The 17,351-nt window shown below is 61.8% G+C and carries 20 protein-coding genes; 10 read left to right on the plus strand and 10 right to left on the minus strand.

Going from position 1 to position 17,351, the window contains the following annotated elements:
* Nucleotides 1-59: 59 nt before the first annotated feature.
* The 3 genes from AC07OV_RS23310 to AC07OV_RS23320 form a co-directional block, all read right to left on the minus strand.
* The gene (locus AC07OV_RS23310) at nt 60-410 is read right to left on the minus strand and encodes a YgaP family membrane protein (protein WP_495093070.1); all 351 of its coding nucleotides are present in this window, start codon (nt 408-410) and stop codon (nt 60-62) included.
* 67 nt (nt 411-477) lie between these two features.
* Complete coding sequence (locus AC07OV_RS23315) at nt 478-945, minus strand: RNA methyltransferase (protein ID WP_003189607.1); 468 nt, start codon at nt 943-945, stop codon at nt 478-480.
* A gap of 161 nt (nt 946-1,106) precedes the next feature.
* The gene (locus tag AC07OV_RS23320) at nt 1,107-1,481 is read right to left on the minus strand and encodes a YajD family HNH nuclease (protein WP_495093071.1); all 375 of its coding nucleotides are present in this window, start codon (nt 1,479-1,481) and stop codon (nt 1,107-1,109) included.
* A gap of 98 nt (nt 1,482-1,579) precedes the next feature.
* On the opposite strand from AC07OV_RS23320, the gene AC07OV_RS23325 reads away from it, so the two are divergent.
* Nucleotides 1,580-2,500, plus strand: a complete 921-nt coding sequence (locus AC07OV_RS23325) for a ParB/Srx family N-terminal domain-containing protein (protein ID WP_495093072.1) — start codon at nt 1,580-1,582, stop codon at nt 2,498-2,500.
* Nucleotides 2,501-2,635: 135 nt separating this feature from the next.
* On the opposite strand, the gene AC07OV_RS23330 is transcribed toward AC07OV_RS23325, so the two are convergent.
* Nucleotides 2,636-3,322: a spermidine synthase gene (locus tag AC07OV_RS23330; RefSeq protein WP_058411058.1), complete on the minus strand. Its 687-nt coding sequence runs from the start codon at nt 3,320-3,322 to the stop codon at nt 2,636-2,638.
* Nucleotides 3,323-3,400: 78 nt separating this feature from the next.
* Here AC07OV_RS23330 and AC07OV_RS23335 point away from each other — a divergent pair, with 78 nt between their 5' ends.
* A complete protein-coding gene (locus AC07OV_RS23335) occupies nt 3,401-3,685 on the plus strand; it encodes a hypothetical protein (RefSeq protein WP_176995312.1) in 285 nt (94 codons plus the stop codon).
* On the opposite strand, the gene AC07OV_RS23340 is transcribed toward AC07OV_RS23335, so the two are convergent.
* Together AC07OV_RS23340 and AC07OV_RS23345 are read right to left on the minus strand one after the other, a co-directional pair.
* Complete coding sequence (locus AC07OV_RS23340; RefSeq protein ID WP_176995313.1) at nt 3,682-4,155, minus strand: cyclic nucleotide-binding domain-containing protein; 474 nt, start codon at nt 4,153-4,155, stop codon at nt 3,682-3,684. The genes AC07OV_RS23335 and AC07OV_RS23340 overlap by 4 nt on opposite strands.
* A gap of 70 nt (nt 4,156-4,225) precedes the next feature.
* Nucleotides 4,226-6,268, minus strand: a complete 2,043-nt coding sequence (locus AC07OV_RS23345; protein ID WP_495093073.1) for a S9 family peptidase — start codon at nt 6,266-6,268, stop codon at nt 4,226-4,228.
* Between the two features lie 24 nt (nt 6,269-6,292).
* Between AC07OV_RS23345 and AC07OV_RS23350 the strand changes: the two genes are divergently transcribed.
* From AC07OV_RS23350 to AC07OV_RS23360, 3 genes are read left to right on the plus strand one after another with little or no spacing between them, the layout of a single operon-like run.
* On the plus strand, nt 6,293-6,823 hold the full coding sequence (locus AC07OV_RS23350) for an MFS transporter (protein ID WP_176995315.1): 531 nt from the start codon (nt 6,293-6,295) through the stop codon (nt 6,821-6,823).
* A 21-nt stretch (nt 6,824-6,844) separates the two neighbouring features.
* Entirely contained in the window at nt 6,845-7,621 is a 777-nt protein-coding gene (locus tag AC07OV_RS23355; protein WP_176995316.1) for a class II glutamine amidotransferase, read from the plus strand.
* Between the two features lie 11 nt (nt 7,622-7,632).
* A complete protein-coding gene (locus tag AC07OV_RS23360) occupies nt 7,633-8,175 on the plus strand; it encodes a DUF2937 family protein (protein ID WP_178921544.1) in 543 nt (180 codons plus the stop codon).
* A gap of 111 nt (nt 8,176-8,286) precedes the next feature.
* Here AC07OV_RS23360 and AC07OV_RS23365 read toward each other — a convergent pair whose 3' ends face one another.
* Entirely contained in the window at nt 8,287-9,207 is a 921-nt protein-coding gene (locus AC07OV_RS23365) for a LysR family transcriptional regulator (protein ID WP_495093074.1), read from the minus strand.
* A 174-nt stretch (nt 9,208-9,381) separates the two neighbouring features.
* Here AC07OV_RS23365 and AC07OV_RS23370 point away from each other — a divergent pair, with 174 nt between their 5' ends.
* From AC07OV_RS23370 to AC07OV_RS23380, 3 genes are read left to right on the plus strand one after another with little or no spacing between them, the layout of a single operon-like run.
* Nucleotides 9,382-10,122: a 5-oxoprolinase subunit PxpA gene (locus tag AC07OV_RS23370; RefSeq protein ID WP_495093075.1), complete on the plus strand. Its 741-nt coding sequence runs from the start codon at nt 9,382-9,384 to the stop codon at nt 10,120-10,122.
* The gene (pxpB, locus tag AC07OV_RS23375; protein WP_495093076.1) at nt 10,119-10,823 is read left to right on the plus strand and encodes a 5-oxoprolinase subunit PxpB; all 705 of its coding nucleotides are present in this window, start codon (nt 10,119-10,121) and stop codon (nt 10,821-10,823) included. The genes AC07OV_RS23370 and pxpB overlap by 4 nt, the downstream gene beginning before the upstream one ends.
* On the plus strand, nt 10,820-11,734 hold the full coding sequence (locus AC07OV_RS23380) for a 5-oxoprolinase subunit C family protein (RefSeq protein ID WP_495093077.1): 915 nt from the start codon (nt 10,820-10,822) through the stop codon (nt 11,732-11,734). The genes pxpB and AC07OV_RS23380 overlap by 4 nt, the downstream gene beginning before the upstream one ends.
* Before the next feature lie 106 nt (nt 11,735-11,840).
* Here AC07OV_RS23380 and AC07OV_RS23385 read toward each other — a convergent pair whose 3' ends face one another.
* From AC07OV_RS23385 to AC07OV_RS23395, 3 genes are all read right to left on the minus strand, one after another.
* On the minus strand, nt 11,841-13,019 hold the full coding sequence (locus AC07OV_RS23385) for a vWA domain-containing protein (RefSeq protein WP_176995322.1): 1,179 nt from the start codon (nt 13,017-13,019) through the stop codon (nt 11,841-11,843).
* A complete protein-coding gene (locus tag AC07OV_RS23390) occupies nt 13,019-13,864 on the minus strand; it encodes an AAA family ATPase (RefSeq protein ID WP_034112447.1) in 846 nt (281 codons plus the stop codon). Before AC07OV_RS23390 ends, AC07OV_RS23385 begins: the two co-directional genes overlap by 1 nt.
* A gap of 170 nt (nt 13,865-14,034) precedes the next feature.
* Complete coding sequence (locus AC07OV_RS23395) at nt 14,035-15,111, minus strand: DUF748 domain-containing protein (protein ID WP_495093078.1); 1,077 nt, start codon at nt 15,109-15,111, stop codon at nt 14,035-14,037.
* 124 nt (nt 15,112-15,235) lie between these two features.
* On the opposite strand from AC07OV_RS23395, the gene cysK reads away from it, so the two are divergent.
* Both cysK and AC07OV_RS23405 read left to right on the plus strand, forming a co-directional pair.
* Nucleotides 15,236-16,210, plus strand: a complete 975-nt coding sequence (gene cysK, locus AC07OV_RS23400; RefSeq protein ID WP_176995324.1) for a cysteine synthase A — start codon at nt 15,236-15,238, stop codon at nt 16,208-16,210.
* A 109-nt stretch (nt 16,211-16,319) separates the two neighbouring features.
* Nucleotides 16,320-17,258, plus strand: a complete 939-nt coding sequence (locus tag AC07OV_RS23405) for an aspartyl/asparaginyl beta-hydroxylase domain-containing protein (protein ID WP_034102532.1) — start codon at nt 16,320-16,322, stop codon at nt 17,256-17,258.
* The last annotated feature ends 93 nt before the right edge of the window (nt 17,259-17,351 follow it).

The following is a 17,351-nucleotide window of genomic DNA, read 5'->3' on the forward strand; positions in this document are numbered from 1 at the left end:
GCGATGGGGCCCGTTAGAACGCCATCGCCGGCAAGCCGGGCTCCTACAGGGCGGTGATGTCAGCCGGTAGTTTTGGTGGTTTTTTCAGCCGCCACTTCAGCCTTGGTCTTCAAATTTTTCAACTCGGCACCCGCGCGTTCGATCTTCGTGCGCACGCTGTTCATTTCCTGGCGGCCTTGTTCCAGCTTGTCCTTGAGCGAGCTGTGCCCGGTAAAGCCACGGGCCAGGGCCACGCCGCCGATCGCGACCTGGATCAAGCCGAAAATGCCGCCACGGCGCAGGCCTTTACCCACCATCATCACACCACCGGCCACCGAACCGATGCGTTCCCAGCCATGCACGTTCTGTGTCGGCGGGGTTTCAAACGGCGTGTGCTCAATGATAGGTCGCAAGGTTTTGCTGTCGCTCATGATCTGTCTCCAACAAGGGCAAAGGTAAACAGCTGACTGCCCGCAGGCGCCGGATGTTCCCGCAGAATCAGTATTTGGGGCCCGAACGGGTGTTGTTGCCCTTGGCTAGGCGGTCATAGAGCACCACGTTGACGGTGGCGGCGAGGTTCATGCAGCCGGTGGTCGGGATGTACACCACGTCTTCACACCAGTCGCGGATCTCTTTGTCGAGGGAGCCGTCTTCGGGGCCGAAGATATACAGCGCGCGGTCGGGGTGGGTGTATTCGGGCAGCGGGCGGGCGCCTTCCACCAGCTCTACAGCGACCGGGATGCAGCCCAGGGGCAGGATCTTCTTCAGGTCATCGATGCCGATCAGCGGAATGTCGTGGTGGACCTTCTTGGTGTCGGTGATGAAGTCCCGGGCGCGCTCGTAACGCACGCCGGTGTAGAACACCGAGGCCACGCCGTAGCAGCCGGCGGCGCGCATCACCGAGCCGACGTTTTCGGGGGATTTGGGGTTATACAGACCGATGCAGCTGTAGCGTTTATTGCCCACGGGGAAGGGTGCCTTGGAGGAAAAGCCGCGATTATACGGCCTTGAAGTGCTGTGTTGCTTGGTTGATCGCTATCGCCGGCAAGCCAGCTCCTACAGTGGAATGCGATCCCCTGTAGGAGCCGGCTTGCCGGCGATGACGCCAGTCCAGACAGTGAGGATCGTCAGTCGTCCTTCTTCATCAACCCCGCCAACGCCGCAAACGGGTTGTGCGTGGCCTTGGCAATCGTCGGGCTGCTGGTGGAGCCGTCTCCGAAGTACTGCTGGTCGGTGTAGCGCGAGTGTTCGTTGTCGTGGCAATACAGGCACAGCAACTCCCAGTTGGAGCCATCCTGGGGATTGTCATCATGGTTGTGGTTGCGGTGGTGTACCGTCAGCTCGCTCAGGCGTTTGCCCGAGAACTCACGGGCGCAGCGGCCGCACACGTGGGGGTACATCTTCAAGGCTTTGTCGCGGTAGCCCATTTCCCGGTCGCGCTGGGCAACGGCAAGGATGCGGTCCAGCTTGGCGGTGTGGGAGGGCGGGTTGGTCGAGCTCATCATGGCTCCTGGCTATTTTGCGGTTCACGGATAGGGTTGATTCTAGCCGCTTGCGCTGCAATTGACTGCTTCACTTTACAGATAAGGATCTGAAACTCATGCGTCTGCCTTCATGGATTGTTGCGTTACTGCTGTGTGCTGTTACCGCCCAGGCCCAGGCGTTTTCCACGCCCAAGCCCGGTCAGGTGATCGAGGTGGCCCTCGACCAGCTGCACCCCACCCAGGCCGTGGTGGGGTTTGACCAGATCTACTACAGCCTGGGCCTGTTCGCCGACAAGCCGGCCAAGGTCTTCGACGAATACTGCGAAACCAATGGCCAGGGCACGGCTGACAAAGTGCCGAAAAAGGCCGACCTGCACACACCCGACAGTTTCACCTGCAAAGACCCGGTGGGCACCCACCCCGACGACATGAAAACCGTGGTGGTCGGCCCGGCCGGCCAGCTTTACCTGACCGACGGTCACCACAGCTTCACCACGCTGTGGGAAGTGCCCGGTGGTGGCCCTCAATTGAAAATGTGGGTGAAGGTGACGGACGACTTCAGCAACAGCCCGGACATGGCCACCTTCTGGCACCGTATGGAGGCCGCGCGCAAGGTGTGGCTCAAGGACAACCGGGGCCAGACGCTGCCCCCCGAGCAACTGCCGGCGCACCTGGGCTTCAAGAACCTGCAGGACGACACCTTCCGCAGCCTGGTGTACTTCACCCGCAAGGCCGCCTATGGCAAGCCGGACGATGGCGCGATTGCGCCGGAATTCCTCGAGTTCTACTGGGGCAACTGGTTGCGCACCCAGATCGACCTGAGCGCGTACAACCTGGACAAGAAGGGCGGTTATAAGGACGCCATCGAAGCGGTGGCCAAGCGCATGGTCAGCCTGGCACCGGGTTCGCAGGTGGGGGACAGCGGGTTCACGGCCCATCAACTGGGCGGCATGACCCAGTTGGACCGGGATGAACTGGAGAAGACTTTCGACAAAAAAGTGCCGTACGTGATCGATTACCGCAAATCCCTGCACTAAAACGCAGGACAAAAATTGTGGGAGCTGGCTTGCCTGCGATAGCGGTATATCAGTCAGCAGATGTATTGACTGGTACACCGCTATCGCGGGCAAGCCCGCTCCCACAGGAGATGTTTTGTGTGGGGTGAATCGTGTTCAGCCTTTGAGCTTCTCGGCGATCCAGATGGTATGCCGCGTGCCCTTGTTGCCATGGGCGAACACCTGCACTTCCTCGGCCTTGAAGCCTGCCTTGCGCAGTTTGTCGCTGAACAGCTTGTCGGCGCTGGCCGACCACACCGCCAGCACGCCCTTGGGGCGCAAGGCCTTGGCACAGGCCGCCAGGCCACCGGCGGAGTAGAGCCAACTGTTGGCCTTTTGCGTGAGGCCTTCAGGGCCGTTGTCCACGTCCAGCATGATTGCGTCAAACCCCTGGGGCTCGGCTTGCAGCACCTTGGCCACGTCTTCCATGCGGATCACCGTGCGTGGGTCCAGCAGCGGCCGGCCGGATTTTTCTCCCAACGGGCCACGGTTCCACTCCACCACGCCCGGCACCAGTTCAGCGACGACCACTTCGGCAGTCTTGCCCAAATGCTTGAGCGCCGACGCCAGGGTAAACCCCATGCCCAGCCCGCCGATCAGCACCCGTGAGCCCGGGCGCCCGGCAACCTTGCGGCAGGGGATTTCCGCCAGCGCGTCTTCGGAACCGTGCATGCGCGTGTTCATCAACTGGCCGCCGTCACCGCCCTGGATCTTGATGACAAAATCCTCACCGTATTCGAACAGGCACAAGGCACCGCCGTTGTCGGGGATCGGGGTGGTGTCCAGCAGAACGAAACGTTTCATGGAAATCTCATTGGGAAGGGCATTCTTGCGCGGTTGGGAGTAGCCTTACGACATTCCGGTCAGGCCATGGAGCCATCGATGAAGTGCAGCATTCTAACGGTCATTGTGCTTGGCGCGCTCACATTGGGTGCGGCGCAGGCGCAAGAGGTGCAAAGCGTGCCGGTCGCACCCGCGCCAACTCCAGGCGCCCCGGGCACGCCGACCCCAACCTTGTACCCACAAGTCACCCCGCCGGTCGCGCCAAAGGCCACGGCCAACGGTTCACCGGCACTGGTGCCCATCGTGTTGCCCACACCGCCTAAAGATCAAACCGTGCCGGGCCTGCTGCAGAACGACAGCAAGCCAAAGACGCCGGGCGGTTAAAACTGTTGCGACAACAGTTGCCCGTCGGCCATGCGCAGGCGCTTGGACAGGGCAATGGCGATGGCGCGGATGATCTTGGCGGCGACCCTGGGCGCTTCGTTGAGCATTTTTTCCAGGGAGTCCTTGCCCAGGTTCAACAGCACGCAGTCACTGGCGGCCACGCAACTGGCGGAACGGCGCTCGCCGTCGAGCACCGCCATTTCGCCGAAGGCCCTGCCGCTGCGCAGAGTGGCGATGGTCACGCGCTGGCCGTCGTGATGGGTTTTCTGCACGGCCACCTGGCCGCTGTGGATGATGCACATGAACGTGCCGGCATCGCCTTCGAGGAAGATCACTTCATCGCGGGCAATGCTGCTGATATTGAAGTAGCCCGCGGCCACATGAAAATCTTCCGGCAGCAGCGGGTCGAACAACCCGCAGTCCATCAGCATGTCGCGGATTTCGTTATTCAGTAAGGTCGGTTGTGGCATGGCTGCAGTCTGGGTCCATCAAACAGGTAGGCGGTCTGTGTGTTCAGACAGGACCGCCGCACTAAGTTCCTTAAATCAGCCCCAGCGCCTTGAACACAAATCCATATTCGAGCGCTACGTCACGTAATCCCTGGTAACGACCGCTCATTCCGCCATGGCCGGCGCCCAGTTCGGTCTTGAGCAGCAGCAGGTTGTCGTCCGTCTTGGTGTCGCGCAGCTTGGCCACCCACTTGGCCGCTTCCCAGTACTGCACGCGGCTGTCGTTGTAGCCGGCGATCACCAGCAGGTGCGGGTAGGCCTGGGCGCTGACGTTTTCGTACGGCGCATAAGCCTTGATACGCGCATACACCTCGGGTTCTTCGGGGTTGCCCCACTCGTCGTACTCGGTGATGGTCAACGGCAGCTCCGGGTCGAGCATGGTGTTGAGCACGTCGACGAACGGCACCTCGGCAATCGCCGCCTGGAACAGGTCCGGGCGTTGGTTGAGCACGGCGCCGATCAACAGACCACCGGCACTGCCGCCGCTGATGGCCAGTTGTTGGGCGGTGGTCAGGCCTTGGTCGATCAGGTGTTCGGCGCAGGCGATGAAGTCGCTGAAGGTGTTCTGCTTGTGTTCCTGCTTGCCGTTGCGGTACCAGGCCTCACCCAGCTCGCCGCCGCCGCGCACATGGGCGATGGCAAACGCCACTCCCCGCTCCAGCAGGCTCAGGCGTGCGTGGGAGAACCACGGGTCGAGGCTCGAACCGTAGGCGCCGTAGCCGTAGAGGTACAGCGGCGTTGGCTTGCCGAGTTGGTCGCGCTTGACCACCAGGCTGATCGGCACCTGGGTGCCATCGACCGATGTGGCCCACAGGCGCTGGCTGACGTAGTCGTCGGCGTTGAATACGCCGAGCACTGGCGTCTCCTTGAGCACCTGCTGCGCGCCGCTGGCCAGTTCCAGTTGGCGCACTTGGGCCGGGCGGTTCAGGGCTTCGTAGCGCAGGCGGATCTTGTCGCTGGCAAATTCCAGGCTGTTTTGTACGTAGAGGCTGTAGGCCGCGTCGGGCAATTCCACGCGATACGCCGATTTGCCCTCGGGGTGCACTTCGATCACCGGCAGGCCGCCGATGCGCAGGCTCAAGGTCATGGCGCTGGCGTTCAGGCTGACGCCGTCGAGCATCACCTCATCGCTGTGGGGGATCAGGTTCTGCCATTCGCTTTCGGTCGGCACGTCGCCAATGTCGGTCGCCACGAACAAGGCGTAGTTGATGCCATCGCGGTTGCTGCGGATGAACCAGGTCCACGCGCCATTCAACTGGCCATGGTCGACATCGTATTCATGGTCTTCGACCCGTGGGGCCAGGCAGGTGAAGTCCAGGTGCGGCTGCTCGGCGTCCAGCGCCCAGATTTCGCTGGTGGTCTTGCTGCCCAGCGCGAGCAGCAATTGGCGCTCGGAGCTGGAGCGGTAGCAATGCAGGAAGAAACGTCCGTCCGGTTCATGGAACACTTCCTGCGCGGCCGTGCCATCCAGGCGATAGCGATACAGCTTGTGCGGGCGGTGGGTGTCGTCCAGCTCGCCGAAGAACAGGGTCAGGCTGTCGTTGGCCCAGGTCATGCTGCCGTCGCAGTTTTCAAACTCCAGTTCGCTGACCTTGCCGGTGGCCAACTCCTTCACGTACAGGGTGAAGATTTCTTCACCACTGGTGTCCAGGCTGTAGGCCAGGCGCTGGTGGTCGGGGCTGATGCTGAACGCGCCCAGCGAGAAAAAGCCGCCATTGGCCAGCACGTTCGGGTCCAGCAGCAGTTCTTCGCTGCTGTCGTCCACCGTGTTGCTGTCGTCGGCGGGACGGCGGCAGCGGTAGTGGCGGGCGTATTCGTCGCCGGCCGTGGTGCGCGTGTAGTAGAGGTACGGGCCCCATGGGGAGGGCAGGGACAGGTCGGTCTCCAGGATGCGGCCCTTGATCTCCTCGAACAGGGTTTCGCGCAGGTCCTTCTGGTCGGCGAGCTGAGCCTCCTGCCAGGCGTTTTCGGCCTTGAGGTAATCGAGGACCTCGCTGCTGTCACGCTCTTGGAGCCAGGCATACGGGTCTGGACCTTCGGCCTTGCGGGCAATCGGAGCGAGCGATGTAGGCATGGATTATTCTCTATCTGGCGGAAGGTGGCCGGCATTGCAGCCGCGACACCGAAAAGCCGTTATCATAGCGGCCTGTTTGCCTACCTTGCCATGGACACCATGACCGAGAACGACTATCTGACCGCTTGGGGCCTTTACGCCTTCGCCGCTTTGGGCTGCCTGTTGGTGTGGTGGCGCATGACCCGCTGGATCTGGCGCTGGTTGCGCGAGCCGCTGCAATTGCTGATGGCGGTGCTGTTGTTCAGCCCGACCATCGTCGACCCGGTCAAGACCCAGTTTGCCCCGGCCGTGGCGATTACCGCCCTGGACCTGGTGCTCAAGGTCGGCAACAACGCGTGGCGGGCCATTTCCGATTTGTTCATGTACACAATGATCGCGTTTGGCGTGTACCTGGTGATTGTGTTGATCCGCTGGCCCATCGAGCGCGCCGCCAAGGCCCGCCGTGAGCGCAAGGCCGCGGCTGACGCTGCCCTGGCCGCCGAGCCGGAAGAAGATGACGAGCCTTTCCGCCGCCCGGCCCCGGTGAGCGGCATGCGGGTCGAACCGCGCCTTTAACGTTGCAGCGAGAGCCCTGGCATGTGTGAATTATTGGGCATGAGTGCCAACGTCCCCACCGATATCGTGTTCAGCTTCACCGGACTGATGCAGCGCGGTGGGCGCACCGGGCCTCACCGGGATGGGTGGGGCATCGCCTTCTATGAAGGCCGTGGCTTGCGTCTGTTCCAGGACCCGGCCGCCAGCAGCGAGTCGGAAGTGGCACTGCTGGTGCAGCGTTACCCCATCAAGAGCGAAGTGGTGATTGGCCATATCCGCCAGGCCAATGTGGGCAAGGTGTGCTTGTCCAACACCCACCCGTTCGTGCGCGAACTGTGGGGGCGCAACTGGTGCTTTGCGCACAACGGCCAACTGGCGGACTTCAACCCCCGCGCCACCTTCTACCGCCCGGTGGGCGATACCGACAGCGAAGCGGCGTTCTGCGACCTGCTCAACCGTGTCCGCGAGGCGTTCCCGGAGCCGGTGGACATCGAGCAAGTGCTGCCGGACCTGATCGCCGCCTGTTCCGAATACCGCAGCAAAGGCGTGTTCAACTGCCTGCTCAGCGACGGCGACTGGTTGTTTTGCTACTGCTCGACCAAACTGGCACAGATCACCCGGCGCGCACCGTTTGGCCCGGCGCGCCTGAAAGATGTCGACGTGATCGTGGATTTTCAGGCCGAAACCACCCCCAATGACGTGGTGACGGTGATTGCCACCGAACCTTTGACCGACAACGAAAACTGGACCCGCTACGAACCGGGCCAATGGAGCCTGTGGCGACGCGGTGAATGCGTCAGCCAGGGCATCACCGAGTAAGGATATCGCCCATGTTGCTCAGCTATCTGCGGTTGGTGCTGTTTGCCATTGGTTTGTTGGTCGGCGTGCAAGTGCCGGGGTTTATCAATGACTACGCCAAGCGTGTTGAAGCCCACCTGATCGAGGCCCAGACCAACTTGCGCGGGTTTGATGCCACGGCGCAGCAGTTCTTCAACGGTGACTTGCAGGCCCTGGTGGCGCATTACCGGGCCAGCGATGACCCGGTGTTTCGCAGCGATGCCAACAGCCTGGGTTCGTTGCTCGACCGCCAACTGGTGCTCGACAAGCAATTCCAGGCCATGCAAGGCCCGTGGTACATCCGCGCGTTGCAGGTGGCCGTGGCGGCCGACCCGGCTATCCGCCTGGAAACCTGGAACGGCTACAGCTACCAGATCCTGCTGACGCCAGAGGCCATGGGCTGGGGCTTGGGCGGCGCGATGCTGTTGTCGTTCGGCATCGAGTGCCTGTTCCGCCTGATCGACTGGGTGGTGTTGGGCGGCAAGCGCCTGCGCCAGAGCCGCCCGATCGAAGAGCGAGACCTGAAGGGATTGTAAGTACACCTCGGATCAAAATGTGGGAGCTGGCTTGCCTGCGATGGCGGTGGGTCAGCTTGCACATTGACTGCTGATATTCCGCTATCGCCGGCAAGCCGGGCTCCTACAGGGTTAATCGGGTTTTGCCAGTAGCATCCGCTCTGGGCCGACCTCTTCGGCATAGCGGGCGACTACCCTCTGGCACAGCCCGACAATCTCCTCCACCAACTCCACCCCCACCCGCCACGACACCACCACCTGCAAGTTCGGCAAACGTTGCTCCATTGGCAACATCACCAATTCCCCCCGTGCCAGTTCCTCCATGACCAGCACCGGTGGGAGCGCGCCGATCCCGAAGCCATCGCGCAATAGCCGGGTAATCGCCGACACCGAATTCACACAGCTCATCCGGGGCGCGGCCACGTCGTTGGCCTGCATCAGGCTCAGCACGTCCTGATGCGGGTGGGAGTTTTTCGAGTAGGTGATGATGCGTTCCTGGGCCAGTTCGGCAAGTGAGGCGTAGTCGCGGTGGTAGAGCGATTGGCTGGCGACGATCCAGGCCATGGGGTGGCTGGCCAGCTCCAGGCTGCGCACGGTTTCAAGGCGCAGCAGGTCGGTCTGCAGGATCAGGTCGAGGAAGCCTTTTTGCAGTTGATCGCTAAGGTTGAGCGCGGTATCGGCGACGAGTTCGATTTCCACCAGGGGGAAATGGTCCATCAGCTCCGCCACCAACGGGCTGAGCCAGGTATGGATCACCGTGTCCATGACGCCGATCCGAATCCGCCCGACCTTGCTGCTGGTGGTCTCCAGGGACTGCTTGAGGCCCTGCATGGTCACCATCATCTGCTCGGCGTAATCGAGCACCTTCACGCCTTCCGGCGTCAGGCTCACGCCCCGCGAGTCGCGCAGAAACAGCTTCACCCTCAGTTCGCTTTCGAGCACGGCAATGCGGCTGGAAATCGACGCCTGGGTGGTGAACAGCTTCTCGGCGGTCAGGCGAAAACTCTTGAGCTTGGCCACCCAGACGAAGGTTTCGAGGAACTTCAAATTCATGGGATCAACTTTTCTTATGCATGGATCGGTTTTTATTAGTTGGACGCCGCACCGGGCAAACGCCAAAAATCGAGCCATTCCACGATAAGCGTCGTGGGGGTGTCAGGACAAGTTGCGAGTTCTGCGTAAAAAATCCCACACTACAAAAAAATAAAGCCTACAGGAGCAACTACCGTGAGCCGTCTGCTTTTGAATTGCGACATCGGCGAAAGCTTTGGCAACTGGACGATGGGTCTGGACGCCGAGGTCATGCCGTTCATCGATTGCGCCAACGTGGCCTGCGGCTTCCATGCGGGCGACCCGAGCATCATGCGCAAGACCGTCAGCCTGGCGCTCAAGCACGGTGTGCAAGTAGGTGCGCATCCGGCGTACCAGGACCTGCAGGGTTTCGGTCGCCGCTCCATGGCCTACACCCCCCAGGAAATCCAGGACTTGCTGCACTACCAGATCGGCGCGCTCGACGGTATCTGCCGTGCCCAAGGGGGGCGCGTGAGTTACGTGAAACCCCACGGCGCGATGTACAACGACATGATGGCTAACCCGGCACAATTGCGCGCGCTGATCCAGGCTGTGGCGGCCTATGGCGACCTGCCGCTGATGCTGCTGGCCACCCGAGACAACAGCGCGGCCCAGGCCCTGGGCGACGAGTACGGCGTGACCCTGTGGTTCGAAGCGTTTGCCGACCGCGCCTATGACGCCAAGGGGCATTTGGTCTCGCGCCAGTTGCCCGGCGCCGTGCACCACGACGCCGACACCATCGTGCAGCAGGCCCTGACCCTGTCGCGGGGTGAAGCCCTGGTTGCCAGTGACGGCAGCGCTCTGGCCCTGCAGGCCGATACCCTCTGCGTGCACGGTGACAATGCCAGTTCGATTGCCGCCGTGAAGCGTATCCGCGAGGCCTTGAAGCCAGCATGAAGGCACGGATTGAAGTGGTGGCCATCGACTGCCTGATGGTGCGTCTGTTTGAGGTGATAGCCGAAGCCAATATGCCGTGGATGCTCGCCGCCACTCAGCGTTTGCGCAAAGGGTTTGGCGCGGCGCTGGTGGACATGGTGCCGTCCTACACGACGTTGATGGTGCATTACGACCTCACTGTACTGAGCCCCGCCCAGGCACGGAAAGTGATCGAACAGGCGCTCACGGATCTGCAACCCCAGGCCCAAGGAAGCGGCCAGTGCCACGTGCTGCCCGTGTGGTACGACCTGAGCGTCGGCCCGGAGTTGGCCCTGCTCAGCCAGCGCAGCGGCCTGAGTGTCAACGAGGTGATCCGTCGACACAGTGCCCATGAGTACCAGGTGTTCGCCCTTGGCTTTGCGCCGGGCTTTGCCTTCATGGGGCTGGTGGATGAAATGCTCGCTACCCCACGGCTCAATACCCCGCGCAAACGCGTGGCGGCGGGCAGCGTCGGCATCGCCGAACGGCAGACTGCGGCCTACCCGGTGGTATCGCCGGGCGGCTGGAACCTGATCGGCCGCACACCCGCCAAGCTGTTCGACCGCGAGCGTGAAGGCTACAGCCTGATGCAGCCGGGCGACACGGTGCGTTTCGAGTCTGTCGATCACGCTGAATTCATCAGACTAGGTGGCGATGACACGCCGTTGGAGGCGCAGGCATGAGCCGCTTGATGATCGAGGCCAGCACGCCGCTGTGCCTGTTGCAGGATGCCGGCCGTTTTGGCGTGCGTCATTTGGGTGTCACCCAGGGCGGCGCGCTGGATTGGGTGTCGATGTCGTGGGCCAACTGGCTGCTGGGCAATGCGCTGGATGCGCCGGTGGTGGAAATCACCCTGGGCGGGTTCACCGTGCAGGCTGAGGGGTATTGCTTGCTGGCCCTGGCCGGCGCGGACCTGGGCGCCTATATCGACGAGCGCGCCATCAGCCCCGGACGCAGTTTTATCCTGCAAAAGGGCCAGCGGTTGCGCTTTACCCAGCCGTTCAGCGGCGCACGGGCCTACCTGGCGGCGCCGGGCGGGTTTGATGCGCCGCAGGTGCTGGGCAGCAGCGCCACGGTTGTGCGCGAAGAGCTGGGCGGGGTGGATGGGTTTGGCAAGGCGCTGGCCGCAGGTGGGCACTTGGCATATTCCGGGGTGGGCGGGGCGATGAAGGTGTTAAGCGACCACGCCTTGCCGGCCAAGGCGCCGCTGGACGTGATTGTCGGCGCACAGATCGGCCAGTTCAGCGGCCAGAGCCTGTTCGATGCCTTCAACACCGAATGGGCCCTGGACAGCCGCGCCGACCGCATGGGCATGCGCCTGCTGGGCACGCCGTTGCAGTATCAGGGGCCGTCATTGATTTCCGAGGGGATCCCGCTGGGGGCGATCCAGGTGCCGCCGGACGGGCAGCCGATTGTGTTGCTCAATGACCGGCAGACCATTGGCGGTTACCCACGCCTGGGCGCGTTGACGCCGTTGTCGCTGGCACGCCTGGCGCAGTGTTTGCCGGGGGAAAAGGTGCGGTTGGCGCCGATGGTGCAGGAGACGGCGCACCAGCAGCACGTCGATTTCCTGCAGCGATTTTTGAACCGCTAAAAGCATCGCAGGCAAGCCAGCTCCCACAGAGGAATGCATTTCAAAGTTGGAATGCATTCCTCTGTGGGAGCTGGCTTGCCTGCGATAGCGACGGTGAATGCACCGCCTATTTGGATAGGAAGCGCATCCCTTCTTCCAGGCCGCGCAGGGTCAGCGGGTACATCTGGTCTTCAATCAACTCGCGCACAATCCCGGTCGATGCTGTGTAGCCCCAGGTATCTTTCGGGTACGGGTTAATCCAGATCAGCTTCTTGTACTTGGCCATGAAACGCTGCATCCACACATAGCCCGGTTCTTCGTTCCAATGCTCCACGCTGCCGCCCGCCTGGGTGATTTCGTACGGTGCCATCGACGCATCGCCGATGAAGATCACTTTGTAGTCGGCACCATATTTATGCAGCAGGTCCTGGGTAGACGTGCGTTCCGAGGTGCGCCGCTGGTTGTTCTTCCACACCGATTCGTACACGAAGTTGTGAAAGTAAAAATACTCCAGGTGCTTGAATTCGGTCTTGCACGCCGAGAACAGTTCTTCGCAGATCTTCACGTGGGCGTCCATCGAGCCGCCGATATCAAACAGCAGCAACAGCTTGATGGTGTTGCGTCGTTCCGGGCGCATCTGGATGTTCAGCAAGCCGGCATCGCGGGCGGTGTGGTCGATGGTGCCGTCGATGTCCAGCTCGTCGGCCGCCCCCTGGCGCGCAAACTTGCGCAAGCGGCGCAGGGCGATCTTGATATTGCGCGTACCCAGTTCAACCCCGTCATCAAGGTTCTTGTACTCGCGCTGGTCCCAGACTTTTACTGCCTTGCCCTGGCGCTTGCCGGCATCACCCACGCGAATGCCTTCGGGGTTGTAGCCCCCGGAGCCAAACGGGCTGGTGCCACCGGTGCCGATCCACTTGTTGCCGCCGGCGTGGCGTTCCTTCTGTTCTTCCAGGCGCTTCTTGAATTCTTCGATCAACTTGTCGAGGCCGCCGAGGGACTGAATCTGCGCGCGCTCTTCGTCCGTCAGCGAACGTTCGAACTCCTTGCGCAGCCAGTCTTCGGGGATCAGCGCCTGCAAGTGGTCGTCGAGCTTTTCCAGGCCGTTGAAATAGGCACCGAAGGCCCGGTCGAACTTGTCGAAATGCCGTTCGTCCTTCACCAGGATCGCCCGGGCCAAGTAATAAAACTCGTCCATGTCGGCGAAGGTCACGCGCATTTTCAGGGCGTTGATCAGGTCGAGCAGCTCGCGCACCGACACCGGCACCTTGGCGGCGCGCATTTCATTGAACAGGTTGAGCAGCATCAGCGATTACCGCGACGGCTCATGAACGCCAGACGCTCCAGCAACTGCACGTCTTGCTCGTTCTTCACCAAGGCGCCGGCCAAGGGTGGGATCGCCTTGGTCGGGTCGCGCTCGCGCAGCACCGCTTCGCCGATGTTGTCGGCCATCAGCAGCTTGAGCCAGTCCACCAGTTCGGAGGTGGAAGGCTTTTTCTTCAGGCCCGGCACTTTGCGCACGTCGAAGAACACGTCCAGCGCTTCGCTGACCAGGTCTTTCTTGATGTCGGGGTAGTGCACATCCACGATCTTCTGCAGGGTGGTGCGGTCGGGGAAGGCGATGTAGTGGAAGAAGCAGCGGCGCAGAAAGGCGTCCGGCAGCTCTTTTTCGTTGTTGGAAGTAATGATGATGATCGGGCGTTTCTTGGCCTTGATGGTCTCGTCGATTTCGTAGACGTAGAACTCCATCTTGTCGAGTTCTTGCAGCAGGTCGTTGGGGAACTCGATGTCGGCCTTGTCGATTTCATCGATCAGCAGGATCACCCGCTCGTCGGACTCGAAGGCCTCCCAGAGCTTGCCCTTCTTCAGGTAGTTGCGCACGTCGTGCACCTTGTCCACGCCCAACTGTGAGTCGCGCAGGCGGCTGACCGCGTCGTACTCGTACAGGCCCTGGTGGGCCTTGGTGGTGGACTTGATGTGCCAGGTGATCAGCTTGGCGCCGAAGGACTCGGCCAATTGCTCGGCCAGCATGGTCTTGCCGGTGCCGGGCTCGCCCTTGACCAGCAGCGGCCGCTCCAGGGTGATGGCGGCGTTGACGGCCAGTTTCAGGTCATCGGTAGCCACATAGGCCTGGGTGCCTTCGAACTTCATCGGTGTTTCCTCGCATTCATCAATGCCCGGACTATACCGCGCAGCCCCGGCGACTGTGAACGCAGACGGGTTATTCAGTCTCTGAATGGCCGGTCACGACTATGGATCTGCCACACATCCAACTGTGGGAGCAGGCAAGCCAGCTCCCACACAAGCCAACGCCCACATTTTTAGTCTGTGCTCGGCTTGGGCTGTTCGTAGCGCGCATTGAAGGCCTGGATGAAACCGTTACGCAAAATCGCCAAAAACGCCGAGAACGCGCTGACATTTTGCTGATGCACGCTGCCACTAAGCTCCACGCGGGTGGCGAACTGGTTTTTGCTCTGGTTTTTCAGCACGGTTTCACTGGCTCCAACCACCGCCTCCCAGATCGAGCGGAAGATGTTCTTGTCTTTGTTTTCCACGTCCTGCTGCCAGTCGAACACTTCCACGTCCCGCAACAGCGGCTTGATATAGCCGGTCAGTTGGCCTTTTTCGGCCTGGGCTTCGATCACCACATCGCCGGTGCCGGCCTTGAAGTCGAACTTGCCGTAGGCCGAGGCGAAGTCGTTCATGCGCTTGAGCTGCAGGTCCTTGGCGCGAAAGCGGAACTCGAAGTTCTCGAAATTGCTCAACGGGTCAAAGGTGGCAGTGGCTTCCAGCGGCGCCTGGCCTTGCAGCAGGGCCTTGCCTTCGAAACGGGCGTCGCGCTTGCCTTTGACGTCGACCACGTTGGTCAGGTTATAGAAGCTGGCGTTGACCGCTGTGGCGTTGATGTTGACCGGTGGCTTGGAGCTGAAGTTACGAAAGGCGATCTTGCCGTCTTCAATGCGCACTTCGTCGAGGGTGATCGGCAGCAGCTTGCCCAGTTGCGCCTGCCAGTCAGTGCCCTTACCGGTCTGGGACGCCTGCTTGTTGGCGCCGCCGTCGACGAAATTCACCTCGGGGTTGATAAACCGCACCTTGGCGACCACCGCATGGTCATTGATCAGTGACGGCCAGCTCACCGCCAGGTCGATCAGCGGCGCCTTGACGAACGGCACCGGTACTTTGCCGTCGACTTTGGTGATCTCCAGGCCATTGATCTTGTAGGCGCCGCGCCACAGGGCCAGGTCCACGTCGGCCACGCGGCCACGGTAGTCGCCCATGTCGGCAAGCTTGTCATTCAAGTAGTTGCGCACCAGATAGGGCAGGGCGAGGTCCAGGGCGACCAGCACCACCACCAGCCCGGCGACGGTCCATAGCGGCCAGCTGTAGCGACGTTTCATCGGATGTTCTCCATGCAGGTAGGCGATGGACTGCCGGGAGGTGCGCAACGTTCCTCTGACTGGACGCGTTGCAGCACGAGGCATACCCTTGGGGCCTTCCTGAAACCGCCCAATAGGACCCGTCATGAGCCGCATCTTTGCAGACAACGCGCACTCCATCGGTAACACGCCCCTGGTGCAGATCAACCGGATCGCCCCGCGTGGCGTGACCATCCTGGCCAAGATCGAAGGACGCAACCCAGGCTACTCGGTGAAGTGCCGCATTGGCGCCAACATGATCTGGGACGCGGAAAGTACCGGCAAACTCAAGCCCGGCATGACCATTGTAGAACCGACCTCGGGCAACACCGGGATTGGCCTGGCGTTTGTCGCTGCCGCCCGTGGCTACAAATTGCTGCTGACCATGCCGGCGTCCATGAGCATCGAGCGGCGCAAAGTACTCAAGGCCCTGGGCGCCGAGCTGGTGCTGACCGAGCCGGCCAAGGGCATGCCCGGTGCCATCGCCAAAGCCGCAGAAATTGTCGCCAGCGACCCGGCCACCTATTTTATGCCGGGCCAGTTCGAAAACCCGGCCAACCCGGCGATCCATGAGAAAACCACTGGTCCGGAAATCTGGAATGACACCGACGGTGCGGTCGACGTGCTGGTCGCCGGCGTGGGCACGGGCGGCACCATCACTGGCGTGTCGCGTTATATCAAGAACATTGCGGGCAAGCCGATTCTCTCGGTGGCGGTCGAACCGATCGTGTCGCCGGTGATCACCCAGGCGCTGGCCGGTGAAGAGATCAAGCCCAGCCCCCACAAGATCCAGGGGATCGGCGCCGGTTTCGTGCCGAAGAACCTCGATTTGTCGATGGTTGACCGCGTAGAGCTGGTGACCGATGACGAGTCCAAGGCCATGGCCCTGCGCTTGATGCAGGAGGAGGGGATCCTGTGCGGTATCTCCTGTGGCGCGGCGATGGCCGTGGCGGTGCGCCTGGCCGAGAAGCCGGAAATGCAGGGCAAGACCATTGTGGTGATTTTGCCGGACTCCGGTGAGCGCTACCTGTCGAGCATGCTGTTCAGCGATTTGTTTACCGAGCAAGAAAACCAGGCTTGATTTGAGTCAGCGCCGATAACCCGGGCCTTCTGCATACTGGCCCAAGTGTTTATCATGGCCGGCTGCTACGTCTGCTGTTGGCCAGGCGCTTATTTTCAGGAGTTGCTGCATGACCTTTTCTTTGGCCGCCAAGCTGTCGGTGCTGGCGTTGTTTATCGGCAGCACGTTGTACGTGCACCTGCGCGGCAAGGCGCGTTTGCCGATGTTGCGCCAGTTCGTCAACCATTCGGCGCTGTTCGCCCCGTATAACGCCTTGATGTACCTGTTCTCGGCCGTGCCGTCCAAGCCCTACCTGGACCGCAGCAAGTTCCCGGAACTGGATGTGCTCAAGGACAACTGGGAAGTGATCCGCGAAGAGGCCATGCACCTGTTCGACGAGGGTTACATCCGCGCGGCCGAAAAGAACAACGACGCCGGTTTCGGTTCGTTCTTCAAGAAGGGCTGGAAGCGCTTCTACCTCAAGTGGTACGACAAACCCCTGCCCTCGGCCGAGGCGCTGTGCCCGAAAACCGTGGCGCTGGTCAGCAGCATCCCCAACGTGAAAGGCGCGATGTTTGCGCTGTTGCCGGGTGGCAGCCACCTCAACCCGCACCGTGACCCGTTCGCCGGTTCCCTGCGGTATCACCTTGGGCTGTCCACACCGAACTCCGACGACTGCCGTATCTTCGTCGATGGCCAGGTCTACGCCTGGCGCGACGGTGAAGACGTGATGTTCGACGAAACCTACGTGCACTGGGTGAAAAACGAAACCGAACAGACCCGCGTGATCCTGTTCTGCGACATCGAGCGCCCCCTGAGCAACCGCCTGATGACCCGCGTCAACCGTTGGGTCAGCAAGCAGCTTGGTCGTGCGACTGCACCGCAGAACCTGGACGACGAACGTGTCGGCGGGATCAACCAGGCGTATGCCTGGAGCAAGACCTTCAGCGACAAGTTCAGTGGTGTGGTCAAGCAGTGGAAGCGCAAGCACCCCAAGGCCTACCGCATTGCGCGGCCGGTGCTGGCGGTAGTAGTGCTGGTGCTGCTGTGGAAGTGGCTGTTCGGCTAATCTGAAACGCGGTTCAAACTGTAGGAGCCCGGGGGGGGGGGGGGGGGGGGGGGGGGGGGGGGGGGGGGGGGGGGGGGAGAGGGGGGGGGGGGA

Source organism: Pseudomonas sp. GW821-FHT09A09, from assembly GCF_059418405.1.